Origin of the sequence: Algoriphagus algorifonticola (genome assembly GCF_007655305.1) — a bacterium.
In the GTDB taxonomy this organism is placed as follows: domain Bacteria; phylum Bacteroidota; class Bacteroidia; order Cytophagales; family Cyclobacteriaceae; genus Algoriphagus; species Algoriphagus algorifonticola.
Genome location: NZ_VLOG01000029.1, coordinates 78,880 through 102,537 on the forward strand (window position 1 = coordinate 78,880; position 23,658 = coordinate 102,537).

The 23,658-nt window shown below is 40.7% G+C and carries 14 protein-coding genes; 3 read left to right on the top strand and 11 right to left on the bottom strand.

All coding sequences use genetic code 11. The annotated features are described in order from the left end of the window. The first annotated feature begins 31 nt into the window (after positions 1-31). From FL972_RS06465 to FL972_RS06475, 3 genes are read left to right on the top strand one after another with little or no spacing between them, the layout of a single operon-like run. Complete coding sequence (locus FL972_RS06465; RefSeq protein WP_144604239.1) at positions 32-1,078, top strand: NAD(P)/FAD-dependent oxidoreductase; 1,047 nt, start codon at positions 32-34, stop codon at positions 1,076-1,078. Between the two features lie 18 nt (positions 1,079-1,096). Next, positions 1,097-4,396: a biopolymer transporter Tol gene (locus FL972_RS06470; RefSeq protein WP_144604240.1), complete on the top strand. Its 3,300-nt coding sequence runs from the start codon at positions 1,097-1,099 to the stop codon at positions 4,394-4,396. A gap of 11 nt (positions 4,397-4,407) precedes the next feature. Beyond that, positions 4,408-5,289, top strand: coding sequence for a YicC/YloC family endoribonuclease (locus FL972_RS06475; protein WP_144604241.1), 882 nt, complete (start codon positions 4,408-4,410; stop codon positions 5,287-5,289). 197 nt (positions 5,290-5,486) lie between these two features. Here FL972_RS06475 and FL972_RS06480 read toward each other — a convergent pair whose 3' ends face one another. From FL972_RS06480 to gatA, 11 genes are all read right to left on the bottom strand, one after another. Next, a complete protein-coding gene (locus tag FL972_RS06480; RefSeq protein WP_144604242.1) occupies positions 5,487-7,052 on the bottom strand; it encodes an N-acyl-D-amino-acid deacylase family protein in 1,566 nt (521 codons plus the stop codon). Positions 7,053-7,150: 98 nt separating this feature from the next. Next, on the bottom strand, positions 7,151-7,822 hold the full coding sequence (locus tag FL972_RS06485; protein WP_144604243.1) for an energy transducer TonB: 672 nt from the start codon (positions 7,820-7,822) through the stop codon (positions 7,151-7,153). Between the two features lie 160 nt (positions 7,823-7,982). Beyond that, positions 7,983-8,660, bottom strand: coding sequence for an energy transducer TonB (locus tag FL972_RS06490; protein ID WP_091649556.1), 678 nt, complete (start codon positions 8,658-8,660; stop codon positions 7,983-7,985). A 67-nt stretch (positions 8,661-8,727) separates the two neighbouring features. Beyond that, on the bottom strand, positions 8,728-9,096 hold the full coding sequence (locus FL972_RS06495) for a VanZ family protein (RefSeq protein ID WP_144604244.1): 369 nt from the start codon (positions 9,094-9,096) through the stop codon (positions 8,728-8,730). Positions 9,097-9,105: 9 nt separating this feature from the next. Continuing rightward, positions 9,106-9,486, bottom strand: a complete 381-nt coding sequence (gene gcvH / locus FL972_RS06500) for a glycine cleavage system protein GcvH (protein ID WP_091649561.1) — start codon at positions 9,484-9,486, stop codon at positions 9,106-9,108. A gap of 59 nt (positions 9,487-9,545) precedes the next feature. After that, positions 9,546-16,487, bottom strand: coding sequence for a T9SS outer membrane translocon Sov/SprA (sov, locus tag FL972_RS06505; RefSeq protein WP_250161298.1), 6,942 nt, complete (start codon positions 16,485-16,487; stop codon positions 9,546-9,548). A 207-nt stretch (positions 16,488-16,694) separates the two neighbouring features. Next, positions 16,695-17,291 (bottom strand): Holliday junction branch migration protein RuvA, encoded by a 597-nt coding sequence (ruvA, locus tag FL972_RS06510; protein ID WP_091649564.1) that lies wholly within the window; start codon positions 17,289-17,291, stop codon positions 16,695-16,697. After that, positions 17,288-19,558 (bottom strand): NADP-dependent malic enzyme, encoded by a 2,271-nt coding sequence (locus tag FL972_RS06515; protein ID WP_144604245.1) that lies wholly within the window; start codon positions 19,556-19,558, stop codon positions 17,288-17,290. Before FL972_RS06515 ends, ruvA begins: the two co-directional genes overlap by 4 nt. Positions 19,559-19,579: 21 nt before the next feature. Further along, entirely contained in the window at positions 19,580-20,677 is a 1,098-nt protein-coding gene (locus FL972_RS06520; RefSeq protein ID WP_091649569.1) for a DUF4837 family protein, read from the bottom strand. 138 nt (positions 20,678-20,815) lie between these two features. Further along, a complete protein-coding gene (locus FL972_RS06525) occupies positions 20,816-22,219 on the bottom strand; it encodes a LysM peptidoglycan-binding domain-containing protein (protein ID WP_250161299.1) in 1,404 nt (467 codons plus the stop codon). Positions 22,220-22,229: 10 nt separating this feature from the next. Then, a complete protein-coding gene (gatA, locus tag FL972_RS06530) occupies positions 22,230-23,657 on the bottom strand; it encodes an Asp-tRNA(Asn)/Glu-tRNA(Gln) amidotransferase subunit GatA (protein ID WP_144604246.1) in 1,428 nt (475 codons plus the stop codon). Between the last annotated feature and the right edge of the window lies 1 nt (position 23,658).

Here is a 23,658-nt window from a genome sequence, read left to right on the forward strand (position 1 = left end):
AAATTAAGGAATAAAACCTTTATTTTGGGTTATGGAAACAGATTTTTTGCTCATAGGTCAAGGTTTGGCAGGTTCTGCATTAGGATATAGACTAAAGAAAGCCGGATTTAAAATCAAGCTTTTGGATCAGCCTGATTTAAATCAATCTACCAAAATTGCTGCCGGCCTATACAATCCCGTTACGGGGAGAAAAATGGTTAAAACATGGAATGCTGACCAGTTATTTCCAGAGATTGAACCTTTTTATCAGGAGTTGGAGCAGGTTACTAAAAAAAGCTTTCTTCGCCCGATCAATATCTACCGGCCTTTCCTTTCCATAGAAGAACAGAATGAATGGATGGGAAATAGTGCAGATCCAGGATTTTCCAAATACATCCAAAAAATATATCAAGAATCCCAGTCTGAATTTTTAAAGGATCCATACGGTGGGGTTTTGCTGAAAAATTCAGGTTGGCTGGATAGTAAAGCTTTCATGGAAGCCATGAGCGAATATTTCGGAGAGGACCTCATTTTGGATTATTTACAGGAAGATCAACTCCAATTTCAAGAAGGATTTTGGAATTATGGAGACCTTAAGGCCAGGTCTGTTATTTATTGCAATGGGGTGGCGGCCAATCAGTCTAAATTTTTCGGTTTTCTACCTTTTGCTCCGGTGAAAGGAGAAATTTTAGAGGTGAAGCAAGATTTTTGCCCGGATTACATCGTAAATAGAGGTGTGTTTAGGGTTCACTTAGGCGATGGAATTCACAGAGTGGGTTCTACCTATACTTGGCATGACTTGGATCATGGGCCAACTGAACGGGCAAAAAATGAATTGACTGAGCGCCTAGCTGGATTAGTTCAGCTGCCAGTTGAAGAATATGTCAGCCACAAGACAGGAATTAGGCCGGCGACTAAGGATAGAAAACCTTTTTTAGGAAAACATCCTGACTTGCAGAGCGTTTACATATTTAATGGTTTTGGTGCTAAAGGAGTGTCATTGATCCCTTTTTACAGTCAAGTCATGGTGAATCACCTTACACGATCCACTCCTATTCCAAGTGAGGTAGCGATCACTAGGTATTTTAATTATATTTAGACATTATCTGGGTATAGAATGCAAATAAAGTTGACGCGATTAATTCTTTTTTTAGGCCTCTGGCTAAGCGCCGGAATGGCTTTAGCACAATTTGATCAAGAGCGCTTCGGGAAAAACCGAGTGCAGCATAAGGAATTCGAATGGTACTTTTATTCCTCCAATAATTTTGAGGTTTATTATTACGATCGTGGAGGCGCCAATGCCAAAATGGCTATTGAATATTTGGAGTCAGAGTTCCAGAGACTCACTCAAATGATCGGCTATGTAGCCTACACCAAGCCTAAAATTTACATTTACAATACTCCTGAAGAGCTGCTTCAAAGCAACCTTAATTTGAATAAGCAGGAGTTTAGCGAAGAGGGGCAAACTAATTTCAGTAGGTTAATTGCAGAAGTAGCATACAAAGGCGAAGTGGATCTTTTTAAAGAAGACCTGATATACGCCACTTCCAAAGTTATCATCCAGGAAATGTTGTATGGTGCATCTGTAGCTGATGCATTTCAGTCTAATTTGATGAATGCCTTTCCGGAATGGTACGTAGAAGGTATTTCTTTATACCTAGCGAAAGGATGGAGTAGGGAAATGGATGATTATATCAGACATTATCTCAGAGAGGAAGAAAACCCGAAAATTCTCAAATTGACTGATATCGAGGCGGCTTTGGTAGGTCAATCCGTTTGGAACTATATAGCGGAACGCTATGGAAGAAGGTATATTTCCAGCATACTCAATCTTTCCAGAATCAACAGAAATGAGGAAAATAGTATAGCCAATACAGTAGGTTTGAACTACAAAACATTCAAAGAAGATTGGCGAAAGTATTACCTCACTATCAATGAGCAGGTAAGCCAAACCTTCCAGGATATTTCCAGCAACTCAGCGATTGCTGAAACCTCTCCGAGAATAGAAGGTGTCATCAATGATATTAAATTCAGTCCGGATGGATTGAACTTGGCTTATGTGATCAATAATGGCGGAAAGTTTAAAGTTCAGGTAAGAGAAGTTACCTCTGGACTCGAGCGAACTCTTTTTACAGGTGGGGCGGTCTATGAAGATCAGGACCCTAACTTCCGAGCTCCGGTCATAGCTTGGAGAGATTCAGCTAATCTAGCCATAGCATCTTTCAAAAGAGGGTTGACCACATTGAGACTGCGCTCCATTGACGGAAGCACCCAAGACAAGATTTTCCTCAGAAATATCAACCAAATTTTGAGCTTGGATTTTAATAGTACAGGAAGAAATATGGTTCTTTCAGCCATTTCTAATGGAAAAACAGATATCTACACACTTAATACCAGAGGACAGGGAAGAAGGTTGACAAACGATGAGTTTGATGATTTGACCCCAATGTTTTTGAATGATTCTACCATTATTTATTCTTCTAATTTCACCGAAAAGTCTGATTCCACTGCAGAGCAAAGAACTAACCTGAAAGATTTCCTGGATAGTTATAATCTATTTTTATTGGAAGTAAGAGACACGATTCGAATTAGCAGACTGACCAATGCCTTGAGTAAGAATGTGAGACCTAGAAAAGTCAATAGCAACTCAGTGGTATTTTTATCAGACCTGAGTGGTATTAATAACTTGATGAGACTCAATGTAGGAAATCAGGTTGCAAGTCAGATTTCAGGTTATGATAAAAGTTTAGAGTCTTTCGATGTCAATTCGAGAATGAATAAAATAGCATTCTCGGTTCGGGATGGAAAAGAGAGTTTTCTAATCTTGCAAAATTACAGTAGCACTGATCGCTTTACTCCGAGTACTCCGAGAGTACAGTTGGAGCAGGCAAAAAGCCTGAATGAAAGAATGGCTGCGAGACGGCTATTAGAGGCTCCTAAGGAAGATACGACCCGAGTTCAGCGAACAACAGCTCCGCTAACTGTTCCTATGCCAGCGGAGGAAGTGAAAATGGACACAGTGGCCAGCAACACAACTTCCTCAATTAATCTGGATAGGTTAAGATTCCAGAAAGGGAACGGGGTAAATACAGAGAATTATAGATTTGACTCATTACCTAGTCCTCAGCAAGGTTTGGAGCAAGCCAATGCCCAGGAAAACAGAGTCAATTTGCTTGAATCTTTTAGAAAGCAAAGTCTTCAAAAAAGGGTAACTGGGCCTAGAAGAATGGAGCCACAATTCTTCACGAATAATATCAATACCCGATTTATTGTCGATCCATTAAGGGGTTTTGGAATAAGCCTTCATGGAAAAATGACCGATTTATTGGATAATCATTCTTTTCAGGGTGGGGTAACTCAAGCTTTGGACTTCAGGTCTGGAGGCGATTTGTACTTCGAATATGAATATTTGAAAAGTAGACTTGATTTCCGTGGAAGGTTTGATAGAAGATCTATCCGCATCACAGAAGGGGATATTACTTTCCAAAAGTATATTCTTTCCAAAGTAGAGACTGGAGTTGCCTATCCTTTAAATGTCAACGCCAGAGTATACGTCGCTCCTTTCCTTGCAAAGACTCAGTATTTCAATTTGAATTCCGATTCCCTGATTTTGGGTTCCAACTCACCAGCAAATCGCTTTGATGTAAATTATGCTGGTGCAAAGGCGGAATTCGTTTATGATAAGACCCAGCAAATCGGTTTGTATTCTCAAACTGGCCTGAAGGGTAAAGTTGGTTTCATGCACTATCAAGGCTTAAATAATTCCTCCAGAAGCTTCAGTAATTTTTACTTGGATATCAGGAATTACCAAAGAATACATAAAAATATCGTATTGGCATCCAGATTATATGCAGGGTCATTCTTTGGCAATAATCCTCAAACCTATTTGGTCGGAGGAATGGATAACTGGTTGTTCAATGAATTCTACCGACCACCTTCCAACAGACCCGAAGCATCGCCAGTAAGAAATCCGAATGGTGCGGAAAATTCAAATATTTTATTTGCAGATTTTGTGGACTTGAGAGGATACGATTACGATGAAATAAGGGGTAATAAGGTGATTACTTTTACCACAGAGCTTCGAATCCCTATTTTCTCTTATCTCACCAGAGGAAATATCACATCCAACTTCATCAGGAACTTCCAGCTTGTTGGGTTCTATGATATAGGCTCAGCTTGGAACCAGTCTGCTCCATGGGAGCGGGTAAATGATCAGAATACTGAAGTGATCAACACTGAGGGGTCGCCTTTTACTATAGTTTTGAATAATTTTAATAACCCATGGTTGCAAAGTTATGGAGCTGGACTACGCACAGTGCTCCTTAATTACTATGTCAAACTGGATGTAGCGCGACCTATCAGAAATTATGAGGCTGAAGATTTAAAGTTCTATGTAACTTTAGGCTATAATTTCTAAAACCACCACACATGATTAAATCTATGACCGGCTTCGGAAATGCCGGATGGGAGAATGAGGAGTTTATGATTCACGTTGAGGTTAAGTCTCTCAATTCAAAATTTCTAGACTTGTCTATTCGGAGTCCCCGTCAGTTTTCAGATAAAGAATTGGAGATTCGAAATCTGACTCAAGCCGTTCTGGAAAGAGGTAAAGTAGGAATCTCAATTGAGTTTTTAGCTAAAAATACTTCTGATATCCCTGTTAGTATCAACGAGGAGCTTTTTAAGGCTTATTATTCCAAGTTTCAGGAGCTTTCTGAGACAGTGGGAGCAAATACTGCGGAGGTATTCAAACTAGCATTACAGGCTCCTTCTGTAATCACAAATACCAATACTGATGAAAGTGACACTGAGGCTGAATGGGCATTGGTGAAAAAAGTGATCGAAGAGGCATTGGCAAAATGTGATGAATTTAGGTCTGATGAAGGCAAGGTGCTTGAGCAAAAACTTTTGGAAAATATAGAAGCTATTGCTGGAGGACTTGAAAAAGTGAAAGCAGAGGAGGGGCAGAGAAAAGAAAAAATCAAACAGCGAATTCGCGGACACTTCCAAGAATGGTTGGATGAAAATGATTTCGATAAAAATCGTTTTGAGCAGGAGTTGATCTACTATTTCGAGAAGCTGGATATCAATGAGGAAATAGTAAGATTAGATACACATCTCAAATATTTCAGAAAAAGCCTAAAAGAAGAATCCAATCAGGGAAAAAAACTGGGATTTATCAGTCAGGAAATAGGAAGAGAAATCAACACTATTGGTTCCAAAGCGAATGATGCAGGCATACAGCAATACGTCATCTTGATGAAAGATGAACTTGAAAAAATTAAGGAACAATCCATGAATGTTTTATAAAAAAGGGCTGAAAAGCCCTTTTTTTATGAGTTCGATTTGTTTAATTCTCGATATCTTCTCTTATATAAATATATAGAAAATACAGTTCAATATATTCTCAAAGTATAAGATCACTCAACCTTCTGTCTGCCGTCTTCTGTCTTCCATCTCAATTATAAAGGAAGAATTAATATCTATCGGTATCCCAGAAAGAGATATTAATCCACCCTATTCTTTCTCAGAATTTTTCCGGGTCTGATGTCTTGAAACTCACCTTGATCTACTATAAGTCGACCGTTGACCAAAACAAATTGAACTCCAGTAGGATATTGATGCGGGTCAGTAAATGTAGAGCGATCAATAATCTTTTCAGGATCGAAAATGGTTAAATCTGCAAAATTGCCTTTTTTGATAATTCCCCGCTCTTGAATCCCCAGTCTCTGAGCAGAAAGTCCGGTCATTTTATGGATTGCGGTAGGGAGGTCTAAAATGTTTTTTTCCCTTACATAGTATCCTAAAATCCTTGGGAAGGTTCCATAGGCTCTTGGATGAGGATGTCCGTCTCCGGGCTGTGATAGCCTCCCATCCGAACCAATCATCGTCATAGGATGCTTCATGATTCTTTCTACGTCGGCTTCGTCCATTGCATGGTAAATGGTGCCGGTTCCACCGTTTAGTTGGGCCTGAACCACCAGTTCAGCTCCATTTTCCACAGTGGGCTCCATTCCTTCCAATATTGCCCAATCATGAAGAGTTTTACCCTCCAATTCTTTTCTCCAAGATACTCTTGAAAATTGGATCCTTCTCAAATCATTCCCTCCACGGTCATTCAGGATATTGAATATGATTCCTGATTTGATACTGTCTTTTAAGATGGGGTCTTGCACTCTATTGGAAAATTCGCTTCCCTCCAAGGCCCAGCTAGGAATCAATACACTGATTCCGGTATGGGAAGCTGCATAAGGATACTGATCCATCATGATATCCAATCCTTCCTTTCTAGCGGAATCCACCAAGCTCAGTGTTTTCACGCTAGCCCCCCACATTTTGACCCCAATGGCTTTATGGTGGGTTAGAACAACAGGGATTTCAGCTTCTTTCGAAATCAAAATCGCTTCTTGTACAGCATCAATCAGTCCTAATCCTTCTTCTCTAAGGTGTGAAGTATAAATTCCCTGATAGGAAGAAGCCACTTTGGAAAGACTGATGATCTCATCCACTTTAGCAAATGTGCCTGGTAAATATTTTAACCCGGTGGACATTCCGAATGCGCCTTCTTTCATCGCCATCTCTACGTAGTTTTTCATAGAGTCCATTTGAGAAAGAGTAGGGGCTTGGTCGACATTTCCCATTACCTCTCTTCGAATGGTATTATGCCCGATTAGATAGGCTAAATTTGGCCCTATCCCTAGTTGCTCTAATGAATCCAGATAAGAACCGAATGGCCAAGGCCCTCCTCCATCCGGCCCGCCTAATGCGAGCGTAACTCCCTGCATAATCAAACTTTTGGCATCCGGCATTTCCATGATAGGTTCCAAGTGTGTATGCATATCAATAAATCCAGGACTTACCATCAATCCTGAGGCATCTATGATAGTTTTTGCTTCTACATTTTTCAGGTCACCAATTTCTACAATTCGTTCATCTAGAATACCAATATCGGCTTGAAAGGACTCTGAACCGGTTCCATCCAGAATGGTACCGTTGATGATGATAAGATCATACTTATCAGATTTACAAGATATCAGGGAGAGAAAAAAGAGAAGGATGAGACAGTTTTTCATGGTCTTTAATTGTATTCATCCTGAAAATAAGGGAAATAAAAAATAGAATATGCCCTTTCATCATTTTTGGAAAAAGTAAAAGGGCCGGAGCCCCTTTATTAATTCAGTCTGAATTTGATTGGCATAACCATTCTTGAGCGGACAGGTAAACCTCCCATTTTTCCGGGATTCCAATTGGGCGAACCCTCGATTACTTTGATAGCCTCTTCATCACAACCTCCACCTATGGATCTCATGATTTCTACATCCTGTACAGAACCATCCTTGTTGATTACAAAGCGCACCAAAACAGTGCCCTCAATACCCATTCTCCTTGCTTGTGGAGGGTATTTCAAATTGTCTCGTAGGTATTTGTACCAGGCTTCCATTCCACCTTTAAATGAGGCTTGAACTTCTGTAAAGTCTCGAATTTCATCCGCCTCGTCTATTATTGGCGGTCCCTCAGATAAAATGACATCAGGGATTTTATCAGTTTCCTGAGTATTGATATCTATGGGAATTTGGAGGTCTTCAATTTCGATGTCATTGGGTTGCTCCTTCAGAACAGGCGGTGCTTTAGGCGGGGGAGGAGGAGGTGTTTGTATGGTAAGTGGGATATCTATTAACTCCCAAGCCTGTTGGGTATTGGGGATTTCTTTGATAGGTCCACTTTGGTTGCTTTTCCATTCAAATGCTGCCAGAGTCAGACCTATGCTAGTTGCCAATCCAAAATTCAGCAAAGTTCCAGACCATCTCCTGATGTCTGCTTTTGGTTTCTTTTTCAGTTCCATGTGTAATATGATTTGTGGTTAAAAATGAATTACCAAAGAATTTACACATTAAAAGATTGGGATTTAGTGATTTAAGAGAAATTAACTATGTTAAAAGGTATAAAAAATTGGCATTAAAAAAGCCCAGACAATGCTGGGCTTTCTTGATATTTTTAATTGATTAGCTCAATTTAAATCTAATAGGTAGTCTCATACGAGTTCTTACCGGACGACCTCTTTGCTTACCTGGAGTCCATTTAGGTGCGTTTTTCACAACCTCAACAGCTTCCTCATCGCAACCGCCACCGATTCCTCTCAAAACTTCAACGTCTTGGATTGAACCGTCAGTATTAATAACGAACACTACGATAACTGTACCTTCGATACCCATTCTTCTTGCTTGAGTTGGGTATTTTAGATTTTTGGATAGATACTGATTCCAGCCTGACATACCACCCGGTGGCTGAGGCTGAGTTTCTACCACGTCAAAGATTTCGTCTGCTTTTTCTTCTACTGGAGCTTCAGCAATAACAACTTCTTTGATTACAGTTTGCTCTTTAACGTCAACGTCAAAGTTTACCTCAATTTTTTCCTCGATTTCAACCTCATCAGGAATTTCCTGGATGATAGGCTGCTCCACTGGTGGTGGAGGTGGTGGAGGTGGTTGTTCGGTAATAGGAATATCGAGCAGCTCTTCAAAGTTGTCATCTGTCATGCCTAGATCTTTCAAGGCACCATCATCAAATGACTTCCATTCGAAAGCAGCAAGTGTTGCTCCTACAGCCAATGCCAAACCCAAATTCAGGAACATTCCTGTCTTTTTGGTTAAATCAGCACTGGGAGTCTTTTTTGCTTCCATGTTGAGTTTGATTATATAGGTTAAATGATTTCTTATTCAGTCTAACAATTGTAAGGATAATGATGCACTAATCCAAGCGATTTTGTATGGAGAGAGTCTTAAAATATGCTAATATTCCCAATAAAACCCCTATTTGATTGACAATCAAGTCAAATACATCAAAGGATCGGTTGGGAACAAACAACTGCCCCAGTTCAAAAGCAAAGGATGGTAATACCACAAAACCCAATAGAATTGGCATATTTAGTTTCTGAAATCCTTGTTTTTTCTTTTGAAATCTAATGCCAGCCCATAGAAAAGCTAAGATCGCAAATGAAAGTACATGGATTAATTTGTCCTGAAAATCGAAAGCATCTATTTCAGGGAATTTATCTCCGGGTGTCAGCATGGCAATTGCCAAAATCAACAACCAAGAAATTGCAAAAACTAAACGCAAAATTGAGAATTAATTTTTCCCAACTAATTCTGAGTATTCCTCACTGCTCATCAAATCAGAAGGCAGGTCACCACTGATTTTCACCTTGACCATCCAGCCATTTTCATAAGGTGATTCGTTGACCAACTCAGGAGAGCTTTCCAGTTCTTCATTGAATTCAAGGATTTCACCACTCAATGGCATAAATAGATCAGATACAGTTTTTACAGCTTCTACTGTTCCAAAAACCTCACCTGCTTCTATTGTCTCTCCTACAGTTTCAACTTCTACATAGACAATATCGCCCAACTCGGACTGTGCAAATTCTGTGATTCCGATGATAGCAACATCACCATCTATTTTCACCCACTCGTGATCTTTGGTGTACTTTAATTCTTGAGGAAAATTCATGTTCGGTAAATTTTTTATAAGGGAGTCCAAAAATAAGATGATTCCCTTCTTTAAAAAATCTATTGAGATAAATTAAATCGTAATTGTCCACCAAAGGCTGTAGAAGCTCGCTTAAATGCAGTGGTTACACGTGGATCATTGATAGTTCGGTCAAAATAAATAGTCAGATTCAGGTTTTGGTTAATGACATAGCCAATCGTCGGTCTGATCTGAATGTTCAAGTTTCCATTAGTGACTGTGCTGCTCTCCTCAATTTTTCTTTGCACCTGTCTCGTGTCCACAACTTTCATATCCATTCTTAGCGTCAAATCATTTTTCAGGATAGTTTCTCTTCCCTGTATTTTAAATGGAATCTTCATTCCTGATTTGATATAGCCAATATTGATCCCAAAATCATTGGAGCGCTGCTCTGTGACTTGCGCGTTGGAGAAGTTCAAACCTAAATTCCGTTCTTTATTATAATTGACAGTGATATTCAAACGGTTTTTGGTCAATAAATCAACACCAATCAATGGTGAAAACCTTTCTGTAAGGACTACCTGGTTGAGGACATAGATAGGAATAAATAAACCCTCGTCATTGATTTCATTTGGGAGCCTGGTTTGTTGCAAGGTATTAAACAGCTCCAACCCCTGCTGATACTGCAATGAATTGGAGAAGTTGCTGGCATCATAAGTAGAGGCATAGCCGTGGGAAATATTGATGCTGCTGAAAATATCGCTTAGGCCTTTCAGTCTTGACAAACCGGTATAATTGACTCTCCAGTTAGGGACAGGGATTTTCGGGAATGGATTCAAATCAAACTCATTTGGATCTTTTCCTTTATAGGCAGCCAAGAAAGATGGTACTAATACATCCTGACCGTTAATTCCATACTCTCCAGCAGCAGGATTGGCAGCATCCAGCCTGGATTTGAAAATGGCTCTATTGGATTCAAATTGACTGAAAATAGCTGAGTTGTTTCGTTCATCATCTCTGGCAAAACTCGTCCCTAGCAGAATGGTAGTTACCGAATATGACTGCATGTTTCTCGTAGGGCTGATGGATAAATATTCCCCTGGATTCTCCATGGAGTTCCTGAATATTTCTTGGTAATCCCCAACTTCCCGTTTATCAGCATTCAGTGTAATCGTGAAATCTCGAACAGGCCTCACCAAAGCCCCAAATCTCATGTTTACGGCTCTATTTTGTCTGAAAGGTTGGGTTAACTCGGCGCTTGGAGCCATGACTCCCCGCATGGCTAATTCTGTTCTTATTCTAGGATCTTGGCTTCCAAAAAGGAAGGCTAACCCAGGATTGGTAAAGGCCCTGTCCATTCCCAATAATCCTGTATTGGGAAGATAACCTGGGAGGAAGGTTCCTTCAATCACCCCATAATTGAAAGTTACTTCCTTCACCATCATTAGTAACTTCAATATTTTATTGGTAAAAGGGGTTCCAATCGTATCCTCAGCATTGACAGTATTTCTGCCAGGTATGCTCGGTCTCGCAGGAGCATTCAGCGCTGAAAGCTTTTTGTTTTTGTTGTAAAGTCGTACTAAATCCAATTTCCCGTTGATAGTTTGCTCACGGGTATTTTGAATAGTATTTCCCAAGGTATCTCTTTGGCCTATGGCTCCAGTAAGCCAAGAATAAGTGGTATTGTATCGGTAATCTGAGCGCACCCAATCTAGAGCAGGTATCTTCGAGAATGGAATGGTGTAGTTTAGATTGACCGTATGATTATAATTAGTCCTTCTTCCAAAATTCCAAAAATTGGTTCGGACAGAGTCTATCTTTTCCTGTGTGTCCAAATCTCCCTGGGGTTCATCGATGACAGCCATCACAGTGCCGGTATAATCCACCCTTAGATTTTTGGTCAAATCCCAATTCAAGGTGTAGAACCTATTCATGAAAAATGACTTTTGGAATAAAGGATCCACTCCACTGGTACTCAATTGATCATTTCTGTATTGTGATCTCAGGAATCTTCTATCTACATCCAGCCTTGCAAGTATCAGGCTTGGGGAAAGGTTCAGATTGAAATCTTTGATCAATGATAAGTAAGGTTTGTTGAGAGCCCCTGAGCTTTTGAAAGGCTCGAAATTCAGAGGCTTGGGTGAATAAGAATAGGTAACATTTCCCCTGTTCGTTTTGAAATCGTATTGCTGTATTTGTGCGTTGGTTTGAGATACCATTCCTACAGCGTAGGAAAAGGAGAAATTACTGATATCATAAAAACGTGCCGGAGCCTCAGGATTGGATTTGAGTTTTCGGACATTATTGAAACTGATATTTTTTCGATTTAATTGATCCAAAGCAATTTGCCTGTATTCATCCCGTTCATCATCAGTTTCAAATTTCCTCAGTGCCAATTCAAATGGCACATCAGGATTTAATGGGTCATATTCAGGTCGGGTAGTTGAATTTTCCACACTGAAATACATAGGAATGCTCACTCCCAATTGCTCTGGAAGAAGCTTGTCTACATTGACATTGGTGGAAATATCGTATTGAGTAGTAGCCTGTCTAGCTCTTTGAGAAAGACGGGTTTCCAGCCCTCCAAAGCCAATGCTATTATGTCTTATGGATGCCGAAACCACGGCCAAGTCAGCAATTTTGGCATTGATATAAGCATTGGCAGCCCAGCCATTGGATTTGGTAAATCCTGTTACTCTCAATTCATTGGCCCAAATACAAACACTTCTACTTCCTCCCACTCCGGTACCTGGATTTCTCACCCCGATCATGCTGCCTTGGGTTTGATTCAGTTCAGGCCGACCTACCACAGTCACTTTATATTGCCTTACTGTTTTAGAGTAGGGGAGATTGAGCGGAACTCTCATATTATCCCGCTCAATTTTTACGTCCACAATTTCTTGAATGGCGATGTCAATCTCGTTTTCCAGTGGCCAAATCTGCCTTGGATCTCTCGTTCCCTTTGGAGTAATAATCAAAGGAACTTCTATTTCATAATAGTTATCTGTATAATCTGTCCCAATTCTCAGGAATGCCGTCAATTCACCATCCAAAGCATCTTCACTGTCCGCATGGAAGAACATTTTGATTCGCTCAAACTGAACCAAATCCAAAGTGACATTTTTAAATACTGCACGGGCATCTCGGGCTGCTAAATCTTCCACGCAAACTCTCAAAGACTGCTCATTCAATCTTCTCTCAACAGTGGAAGTATTGTCTCTGTCTCTGACAATTCCTGGAGGGAGTACATAAGGGCTTTGGGTATCACTTCCCTGCGAATTTTCCTCAATCCCTACCACATCCACAGTGACATTGGAATTGTCTGGCTCAGGAATTTCAAAAAATCCTCTCTCAAAAAGAGATTCCTGGAATACTCTCCATTGACTTCCAATCATTCTAAAATTAGCCATACGAAGTACAACTGGCTGACTAAATCCCGTCAAATAGGTACGCATCCATCGAATAGACTTGAATCCTGTGATATCACCCTGTGTGCGGTCAGGCTGGCGAACCGGAATTCTAAAGAGGTACCAATTCACAGTTTCTCCAGCCTCAGTATGGGTTACTTTGTCTACAATATAATTTTGACCTACTTCCAGATTGCCGGGTCTTAAGTCTATTTCGTACTCGTAATAATTTTCAAGTTCGTTGATGGTATTATCGGTATTCAAATCCTCGTTGTCAGGATTGTTGGATCCTGAAGGGGTGTAAGGTAAATTTTGGTTGGCGGTAACTGGAGAGTTTCCTTCCATACCATTAAATTTCTTGTAACGCTCCAGAATTTTGACATTGTTTTGGTCAAACTGCTCGTCCAAATAGTACTGAAAAAGATCTCCGGAAACGTCCTGTCTGATTTGATTCAAAGCCTGTGGAGTTACGCTCAGCCTATCCAAAAACCTGGATTGGAAAAATGCAGCCTCATCTTCATTTTTCAAGCCATCCAATCCTACATCCTGATTTTGTCTGGCTGTTTCAGAGTTATCAAATGCCGGAAGCAAAAACTGTTTTCTTGTAATTCTTCCCCATTCATTGATTCGGGTTTCTGAAGGATCTCCATCTGCAGGCAATCCATTTTCAAAGGCATGGCTTCCATCTTTCATGATGTCCTCAGAAATGTCTCCCAAATTCAAGAATAACTTTCCCCCCGTGGTGTTATTGGTATTGAAAATTCCATCCAGAACTCGTCCATTTTCACCTTGAATAAATGGGTCCAAAAGCCAGAATTCCACATATTCTATATTGGTTCTATCAAAATCCACTTCCGTGGTAATAGCTCTCGTTACCCCTCCGTAATTCAGTTCCGGATTAGGTAAAAGTCCTTCAGCAGTAAGGTTAGGATTGTAATTATACATCCCTCTTTCACTTGGGAAATAGGCCATTTCAAAAAGCGGCTCAGGAGTGATAATCACATCTCTATCCTGTTGAGGAAAAATTTCCTGAGGAACTACTCTTCTAACATAGTGGTTTCGGCGATCTTCCCGAGTGATGTTGGAAGGCACTCCCGGTCCATTTTCTCTATAGAAAATATTGTCAATATTGTACCAAGCCACTCTTGCTCTTCTGTAGGCAGCTCCGAGATTATCTTCAGTTTGATTACTTAAATCAAATCTATTGTCCGGAGTAGCAGGAGTGGAGGCTAGCTTCCAGTTTTGGTTCGCTGCACCGCCCAAATTGAATGGAGTGATTGCTGCTTCGAAATCGTCAATATATGATGCTTGTTCTCCATTGACCCTATTGGATGTACCCGGAATCAAATGCGCAAACTCACCGCTGATTTGAACCAAGGATGTTTCTTTGGTATCAGTAAATGGCAATGCATCAGCCAGCTTGGTCAAGAATCTTGACTCATCTGAGAAATTGGCATCCAATCCCCAAAGGCTATTCCTCAGAGTCTCATTACCGGTAGCTATTCTGGTGACATTAGGCCTTTCATTCAGATAAAGGAATGTACCGCCAACATTGAACTTGTCATTAAATAGGTAATCCAAACGGGTACCGAGCAAACTTCGTGTCTGGAATGAAACCAAATCTGCCTTTTCAAAGCTGATATTTAATTGCTTTCCGGATTCTAAAATCGCATTATTGATGATAACAAGTCGACCTACATTGTAATCAATAGTAAAGTCTACTCCCTCGGTTAGAGGAATATTACCAGCCATGACTATGACTGATCCAGGAGAAATATTCAATCCCGGTAACTGAATTTCACTGGCCGAACCTGCAGTCAATCTACCTTTAATAAAATATTTATTCAGTCTAGTAACTAGCTCGGCATCTGCTTGGGTGGTAGCGTAAAGCGTATCGTAAACATACTTTTCTCTCAAAACCGCCTCACTCGGAAGGAATTGGGAGGCAAGATTGGAGCCGAAAGGTTCCAGTTTAGGGAATATCAATAGCCCCCGACTGGAAATCATCGTCAGTCCTTCTACAAAATCAAAGTTTCCATCTGGAGCCGGGTCATTTTGTGGATTGAGATTATCTAAGCCCGTCAATCGAATCAGAGGGACATCTTTTACATTTTGGCCTTCTAAAAGGGAAGGGTTGTCCAAGCCTGTTCTATCATCTCTATAGATCACCTGAAGTTGGAAGCCATCTCTCAAAATTTGACTGGCATTGAGACTATAGACGTTTTTCATCATCAAATCCCAGGTTGGAACTCGGGTATTGATTCTTGCAGGTCTTAATAATTTGAGGAAAATCAACTCATCTTCTTGCCTGTTCTGGTAATCTTCTGTTAGTTCTCCGACTTTGTATACCTGACCATTATAGGTGTATTCGTAAGAAACAGCCAAGACTTCGTCATTTTGAAGTCTTCTAAAAAGTGAGATATAACCTAATTGAGGATTGAAAAAATACTCTGATTGTTCCAGTCTTCTGGCTCCGTTGATTTGCTCGAAGTCAACACCTTTTCTCAGCCCCAATGAACTTTCAATAGCTCGTGAACCTGTATCAAAAGGTCTAAAGGATGGGTTGTTTGCAATATTTTCAAAAAGCTGATTAGCTCTGTTTCCTGCCGGAGCATTAGGGTCTCCCGGGCCTACGTTTGGATTATTTGGGTTCAAAAGCCTGCGTCCTTCGCCTAGATCCATGAAAGCAGCGAAATTCCTCAGGGTTTCAGTATTGGCTGCCCGGTTCATGATATACACCTCAATTCTGGTAATATTCACTCCCGATAAGACCTGAGGCAATCCTCTCAGCCAGCGCTCATAATTATCTCTAAAAAAGTGAGAAAGGAAAAAGTGTCGGTTTTCATCATAGCGGGAAGCCTGAATTTCAAAGGATCTCCCCTGACCATTTGCATCGATCACCAAATTATCCCTCCGTCCTCTTTGAGTGGATGCCACAGCAGTGACGTTTAGCCTACCAAATTGCATTTGGGTTTTAACACCAAATAGATTTTGAGCTCCCTGAATTAGTCTATTTTGAACCGGCATAGAAACGTTACCGATTTCTATGGACTGAATGATATCTTCTTCAAAGCCGTTGAACTCTAATTTCATTTGATTTTGGAAATCAAAGGAATTGTTTGAGTCAAAGTTTGCGGCGATTTTCATTTTTTCACCCAAAGAGCCATTGACAGCCATTTGAATTTGTTGATCAAAATTGAATCCCCCATTACGCTGCTGCCTGATTGGAAGTGTAGGGTTATCTATTCTTCTGAATATGGCTCCAAAATCCAGATTGACGTAACCTGTAGGAGTGATGTTGATTTCACTGCCACCAAAAATTCGGTCAAAGTTAGGACTTACTGTCAGGGGAGGTATCAATCCTCTTCCTTCTACAGCACTTTCTCCATCTCCACCTCTAGCACGGCTTCTCCAATAATCTTGTCTGACTTTATATTCCTGAATTTTTGAGAATTGGTCAAAATCGTACTCTTGTTCATTCCCAACACGGGTACTGTCAAGTTCATCTACAATATTATATCTCAGGGTAGAGTCAATTTTGACCTCTACATTTTGATCAATGATGGGGCTCGGTAAAAAAGGAGAGGAGGGACGTAAATAAGGGTTCCTACTGGGGAATAAAGGATTGGTCCTCATGTTTTGCCAAAGCAAAAACGAGGGAGACATTCGTCTCTTGTTGAGTGAGTCGATTCGAGTCTGTGTCGTGTCGGCCTCTGTTTGTTGGGCCTGAGTGGGTGATAAACTCAGAAACAATCCAAACAGGATGAAGCAAACAGGCCAACTGCCTCGAGACCTTCCCCTGCAAAAAGTCAGTATCCTCCGAAAGTTCAATCCAAGTTTAAATTATGTGGTCTTTAAAGATGCTTTAATTAAATCTTCTAAAGAAATTTCTCCAGTGGTTTTTTTGAGCACCTGAGTGATATTTTTCTCCGCAGCCGCTTTTGGAAAACCTAAAGTAATTAAGGCTTGTAACGCCTCCTCACGTAATTTATTGCTTGATTTTAAAAATCCCAAAGAACTAGTAGAAACATCTGATCCGGATTTGCTGACTTTGTCTTTCAACTCAAGAATAATCCGCTGAGCGGTCTTAGCACCAATTCCTTTGACATGTTGAATAGTAGCTACATCACCAGCTAATATTGCCTGTTCGATTTCTTCGGAGCTCAAAGATGACAGAATCATTAAGCCGGTATTTGGTCCTACTCCGTTGATCGAAATCAGCAATAAAAAAAGACGCTTTTCATCCTCCTCTTTAAATCCGTAGAGTGTGTGAGCATCTTCCTTAATATGTAAAAAGGTGAGGAGCCTGATTTGCTCCTCATCCTTGATTTTACTGTATGTCTGAAGGGAAATTTTGACATGATATCCAATTCCTCCTACGTCAATGATCACATAGGTAGGGTCTTTGAAAACCAATTTTCCTCTCAAATAATCTATCATGGTCTACCTGCAATTTGTGCATCCACTACCGCTATAGCCACCATGTTGACTATCTCTCGGATGGAACTACCTAACTGTAGAATATGTACAGGCTTGTTCATACCCAACAAAATCGGCCCAATTGCTTCAGCATTTCCTAGTTCAGCCAAAAGCTTGTATGCGATATTTCCAGATCCCAAATCTGGGAAAATCAGGGTATTGGCCTTTTTGTTGATCAATTGGGAGAATGGATAAACATCTCTTTGGATCTCTTCATTCAAAGCCACGTTTGCCTGCATTTCACCTTCTATGATCAAGCCTGGGAATCTCTGTTTTGCCATGGCAGTTGCTTTTGCCATTTTCTCGGCGATTTCCCCTTTAGCTGATCCAAAATTGGAGTAAGATAAAACAGCAACTCTAGGCTCAATATTGAAGAATCGAACCGCGTCTGCAGTCAATCCAATGATTTCCACCAATTCTTCCGCTGTTGGATTCAGGTTTACTGTTGCATCCGCAAAGAAGTAAGGGCCTTTATCGGTATTCATGATATACATCCCGGCCACTCTCTTGGTTTTATCCTTTACTCCAATTGTATGAAGTGATGGAAGAATAGTCTTTGGATAATCTCTAGTCAAACCTGAGATGAATGCATCCGCCAAACCAGTTTCCACCATCATGGCACCAAAGTAGTTTCTTTGAGTTACGAGTCTGGAGGCGTCAGCCAAGGTCATACCTTTTCTTTGACGTTTTTTATACAGAATATCTGCAAACTGAGAAAGCTTCTCGCTTTCCTCCAATGGATCAATGATTGTTACATTTTGCAGATCTAATGAGTTTTCTTCGATCAAAGTCAAGATTTTAGCTCTGTTACCAAGCAATATCGGGTTGGCTATTTTCTCATCCCGAATGATCTGGGCAGCCTTCAATATTTTGCGGTTATCGGCTTCTGCGAATACGACTTTCTTAGGATCTTTCTTAGCTCTGGAAATAACCACTGACATCAATCGCTGATCGATACCAATTCTTTCCTGCAGTTCCAGTTCGTAAGCTGCCCAATCTTTAATTGGATTCTTAGCAACTCCTGAGTCCATTGCCGCCTTAGCTACTGCCGGAGCAATAGTGGTGATTAGTCTTGGATCAAGTGGTTTTGGAATCAAATAGAATCGACCAAACCCTAGTTTACTTTCACCATAAGCTTTGTTAACGATATCTGGAACTGGCTCCTTCGCCAACTTGGCGATTGCTTTGGCAGCTGCCAATTTCATTTCTTCATTGATTGCGGTAGACCTTACATCCAAAGCTCCTCTGAAGATATATGGGAATCCCAATACGTTATTTACCTGATTAGGATGGTCAGATCGGCCAGTAGCCATGATCACATCCTCTCTAGCTTCAATTGCCAAATCATAGGCAATTTCCGGATCAGGGTTGGCTAGCGCAAATACAATTGGATTTGCAGCCATCAATTTGATTTGGTCCTGGGATACAATATTACCTGCCGAAAGACCTAAAAATACATCTGCTCCTGCAAGTGCATCACTCAAAGTGCGCAAGTCTCTATGGGTAGCAAATTCTTTCTTGATATCATCCAATTCTGGTCTATCCTGACGGATTACACCTTCTTTGTCACACATCACCAAGTTTTCACGCTTCACGCCCAATGACATGTAGAATCGGGTACAGGAAACAGCTGATGCTCCAGCACCATTTACCACCAACTTGATTTCGGAAATATCTTTTTCAACTATTTCCAAAGCGTTGAGAAGTGCAGCTCCGGAAATAATTGCTGTTCCATGCTGATCATCGTGCATGACAGGAATGTTCATTTCCCGCTTAAGAGTCTGCTCGATTTCAAAGCATTCAGGAGCCTTGATATCTTCCAGGTTGACTCCCCCGAAAGTAGGCTCTAAGGATCGGATAATTTCGATTAATTTTTTTGGATCCTTTTCATTGATCTCTATGTCAAAAACGTCAATTCCTGCGAATTTTTTAAAAAGAACGCCTTTTCCTTCCATTACGGGTTTGGAAGCCTCTGGCCCAATATCTCCCAATCCCAGCACCGCAGTACCGTTTGAGATGACAGCGACAAGATTTCCTTTAGCCGTGTATTTGTAGACATTTTCTACATCAGCCTCAATTTCCTTACATGGTTCAGCTACTCCTGGAGAATAAGCCAAAGCCAAGTCCATTTGACTGGAAAGGGGTTTGGACGGGATTACTTCAATTTTCCCGGGAGAACCTTGAGTGTGATAATTTAGTGCGTCCTCCTTGCGAATTTTAATTGCCATATAAGCCGAATTATTTGGGTTTTAGGCCCCTTGATCCGGAATCCAGCTTACATCTGTATTGAGCAAAATGGTTTCAATTTCACGAAGGGCGTCCCGATGAACTTCATTGGGATAAAATACAAAGCCTTCAATGTAGTATAATTTACCCTTTTTCTCATCAACCATGAGATAACCCAGGTAAGAACCGCCCATACTGATGTTGTTGGTCTTCCAAGAAGCCCTTATTTCGGTGGTAAAATTATCATTTATCACCATGTTTCGGAAAGCTGGAACGATTTGTTTTTCAGTTACTACATAAGAGGTAGGATCGTCAGGATCGCCAAAAATATGATTTCTTGCTACTGAGTCTCTGATTTTCAGGATGTTTTCCGGAAAAGTCTGCTCTTCTGAGACATAATCTTCTACATGAAAAAACAGGCTGATATCTGCACGATTGGCGGTAGGGGTTGGCTGTCTTACCCATAAAAAGTTAGGAACAGACTTGGCAACTTGGTAAGAAGCGGGAATATTGATCTGTATCCCTAAGTTTTTCTCTGCCTCTGCATTGGCAGCTGTATTTTTTCTGGCTAGGATGATTTTTTCCAATCTGCCTCTTTCTCTTACCTCGAAAAGGTTCTGTAATCTATCTCCGTTCTTTTTTAGATTTTTTACCAGTTGCTCTTCCGTATTTCCAAAAAGGTATAATACCTCCTGACCAACTGCATATTCATCCTCAACTCTTAAGGAATATAATGAAGGGTCATTCAGGGCCTTTTCTTTGGACTCTTTTGAAAACTGAGCATTGATTACCTGAGAAGATGAGCCTCTATCATCAAAAGTGGTTACATAAATGAGGTTAGTGGACATTTTGAGCATTCTGGTCATTGCTCGTGGATCCACGGTGTTTACTTTGAACTTGCTCTCAGATCTTACCATGCCTGGCAAGTCTGCCTCAAAAATGTCTTTTAATGCATCTCCAACAGGTCCTGCATACTTGGCAGAATCTATTACTAAGATGATTTCCCCGATAGAACCCCGGGCTTTAGGTTTGGTACTGTTGGAATTGCTTCCTTCGCTTGAGCAGGAAATCAATAAAGTTCCTAGCAAAAGAATTCCTATAATTTGTGAAAGGGTTTTCATTCAGATTTGGTTTGATTCTTGGGAGATTCAAAATAAATACTTTCCAATCGGAAACCTGAATGCAAGCCCATCTTTTGGCCTTTGTTAAAAAAAATTAACAGTTTCCGGAGCTTTCAAGCCCCTGATATCAAAATTGTATTATCCGATGATAAGTTTTTGACCTGGCTTGATATTGTTTGAATTCAAATTATTCAGGCGTTTGAGCTGCTCCACTGTTAGGTTTGCATGTCTCTTAGAAATAATCCAAAGGGAATCTCCTGGCTGCACTGTGTAAGTTCTTTGTCCATTTGAATTGGTACTTGCCTGTGCTATTCCTCCTGAGTTGGAACCCGAAGAGGTGTAGAGTGTAAGGGTTTGTCCGACGCGGATCAAGTTGCCGGAAATCCCATTCCAAGCTCGGATTTGAGAAACTGTCACACCATGTCTACTGGCAATTGTTCCTAAAACATCTCCAGATCTTACTCGATAGGTAATTCCATTTCTCTGGATTTCCTCTGCTATAGATTCCACAGACTGTACTATAAGTTTATCTCCAGCGGCCAAATCTAGGGGTGCATTACCCAAAGAATCACTGATCCAAGCCAGATTTTCCTTTACAAAAAGGGCTTTCGATTTTGGGATTCGGATCGCCATGCTTCTATTGGCTTCCGGAATTTGTCTGGTTTTGATGGAAGGATTCAACTTCTCCAAATCAGGGATACAGAGGTTGGTCAATTCAGCCAGCTTATCCAGTGTCATTACCCGATCAAACCTGATTTTTTCATATGCAGGGGAGTAGGTAGGCTCTTCAAGATGAAAGTTATGTTCTTCCAAATGATTTAAGATGTACAGCATAGCCTGAAACTGCGGTACGTATCCGCGGGTTTCTCTTGGTAGGTAATTGTAAATTTCCCAGAATGTCTTTTTTCCTCCTGATCGTCTGATGGCTTTTCTTACATTGCCGGGACCACAATTGTAAGCAGCCATGGCTACTTCCCAATCTCCAAACATTCTATACAAGGACTTCAAGTATTTTGCCGCCGCATCAGTGGACATTTCAGGATCCATGCGATCATCCACATAAGGATTGACATCCATTCCATACATTCTTCCAGTGGCTGGCATAAATTGCCACAAGCCCATGGCCCCAACCCTAGATCTAATCTGAGGATCCAAACCCGACTCTATGATGGAGAGGTATTTTATTTCTTCAGGCATATCATGCTTGCGCATGGTTGCATCAAAAAGTGGGAAAAAGAGATCTTTTCTGGCCAAAACCATTTTGGTGTAATCTCTATTTCTAACCGTGAAATATTGGATAAATGAAAAAATTCTATCATTCAGCTCAAAAGGCATATCGGTTTTCATTGCCTTAATTCGCTTATCTATCTGATCGTATGTGAAGTCAGGAATGTATTCATAATGATAATTTGGCTGCACATCATCTTCTGAAAAGGGAGCAGCAGCAATAAGCTCATCGTCCTGTGAATAAGCATTTGTCAGGAAAATCAAACAAGAAAAAACTGAAAGTGTGATTGTTCTGAACAAAGTCTTTTTCATCATGAGAATGGGTTTAGTCGGTTAATTGAGTTAGATAATTACTAAATGCATAAAGCTCCGCTTCTTTAAACGAATTTGCAATGACTTGTAGTCCAATTGGCATGCCATTTTTATCTCTTCCATTTGGAATGGAGATAGCCGGAACACCTGACACGGATGCTTGCACAGTAAATAAGTCTTCTAAATACATGGCAACAGGATCATCACTATGCTCACCAAATTTGAAAGCAGTAGATGGCGTAGTCGGCAACAAAATATAATCAAAATCCTGCAAAAGATTTTCAGTATATTCTTTAATTAATCTTCTGACTTTCTGTGCTTTAGTGAAGTACGCATCATAATAACTGGCGCTGAGGACAAAAGTTCCCAACATGATCCGTCTTTTCACTTCTTCCCCGAATCCCTCCGTTCTGGTCAGTTTATACATGCTTTCCAAATTATGAGCATTGGGACTGCGGTAACCGTATTTTACCCCATCAAAACGGGAAAGATTGGAGCTGGCTTCTGCTGTGGTTAAAATGTAATAAGTAGGAAGAATGTAGTCTAGCAAAGGGAAGCTAACCTCTTCTACCTCATGACCTTCTTCCCTAAGTTGATCCAGTACTTTGAGAGTTTGCTCTTTAATTTCCGGCTGTAGTGCAGGTGACTCAATAGTCTCTTTCAGGTAAGCTACTTTAGCCTTTTTCTCGAAATGTAATAATTGAGAGTAAGGGAAAATTGGTTTTCTCGAGGAGGTATTATCAAACTCATCATGGCCGGCAATGACCTCCATGATCAGGGCATTGTCTTTTACAGACTTTGAAAAAATACCAATTGTATCGAAAGAGGAGGCATAAGCAATCAAACCCCATCTTGAAATTCTGGAATAGGTAGGCTTCATGCCTATAACTCCTGTGAATGCTGCAGGTTGACGAACGGAACCGCCGGTATCTGTTCCCAGTGAAGCTGTGCATAAATTCGCCTGTACAGCTACTGCAGACCCCCCTGAGGATCCTCCCGGTACGCGGGATTCGTCTTGAGCATTAAGAACTTTGCCATGGACAGAGTTTTCATTGGAACTTCCCATTCCAAATTCATCACAATTGAGACGGCCTATGATGATGGCGTCTTCCTGTATGAGTCTCTGAACTGCTGTGGAGGTGAATTGGGCTTCGAAGCCCTTGAGTATTGCTGAGGAAGCGTTGGATTCATGTCCTTCATAGCACAATACATCTTTGATACCAATTACCATCCCAGCAAGTTTCCCCGCTTTTCCTAAGGCAATTTTCTCATCGATTTGCTTGGCTTTTTCTAAAGAGGATTGCTCATAAACTTCGACGAAGGCGTTGAGATGCGCCTTCGTCTGAATGTTTTGTAAATAATGACCGACAATCGTCTGACAATCAGTCTCTTTTTTATCGAGCGATTTTTTGATTTCCTCGAATGAAATGAATCGTTCCAAA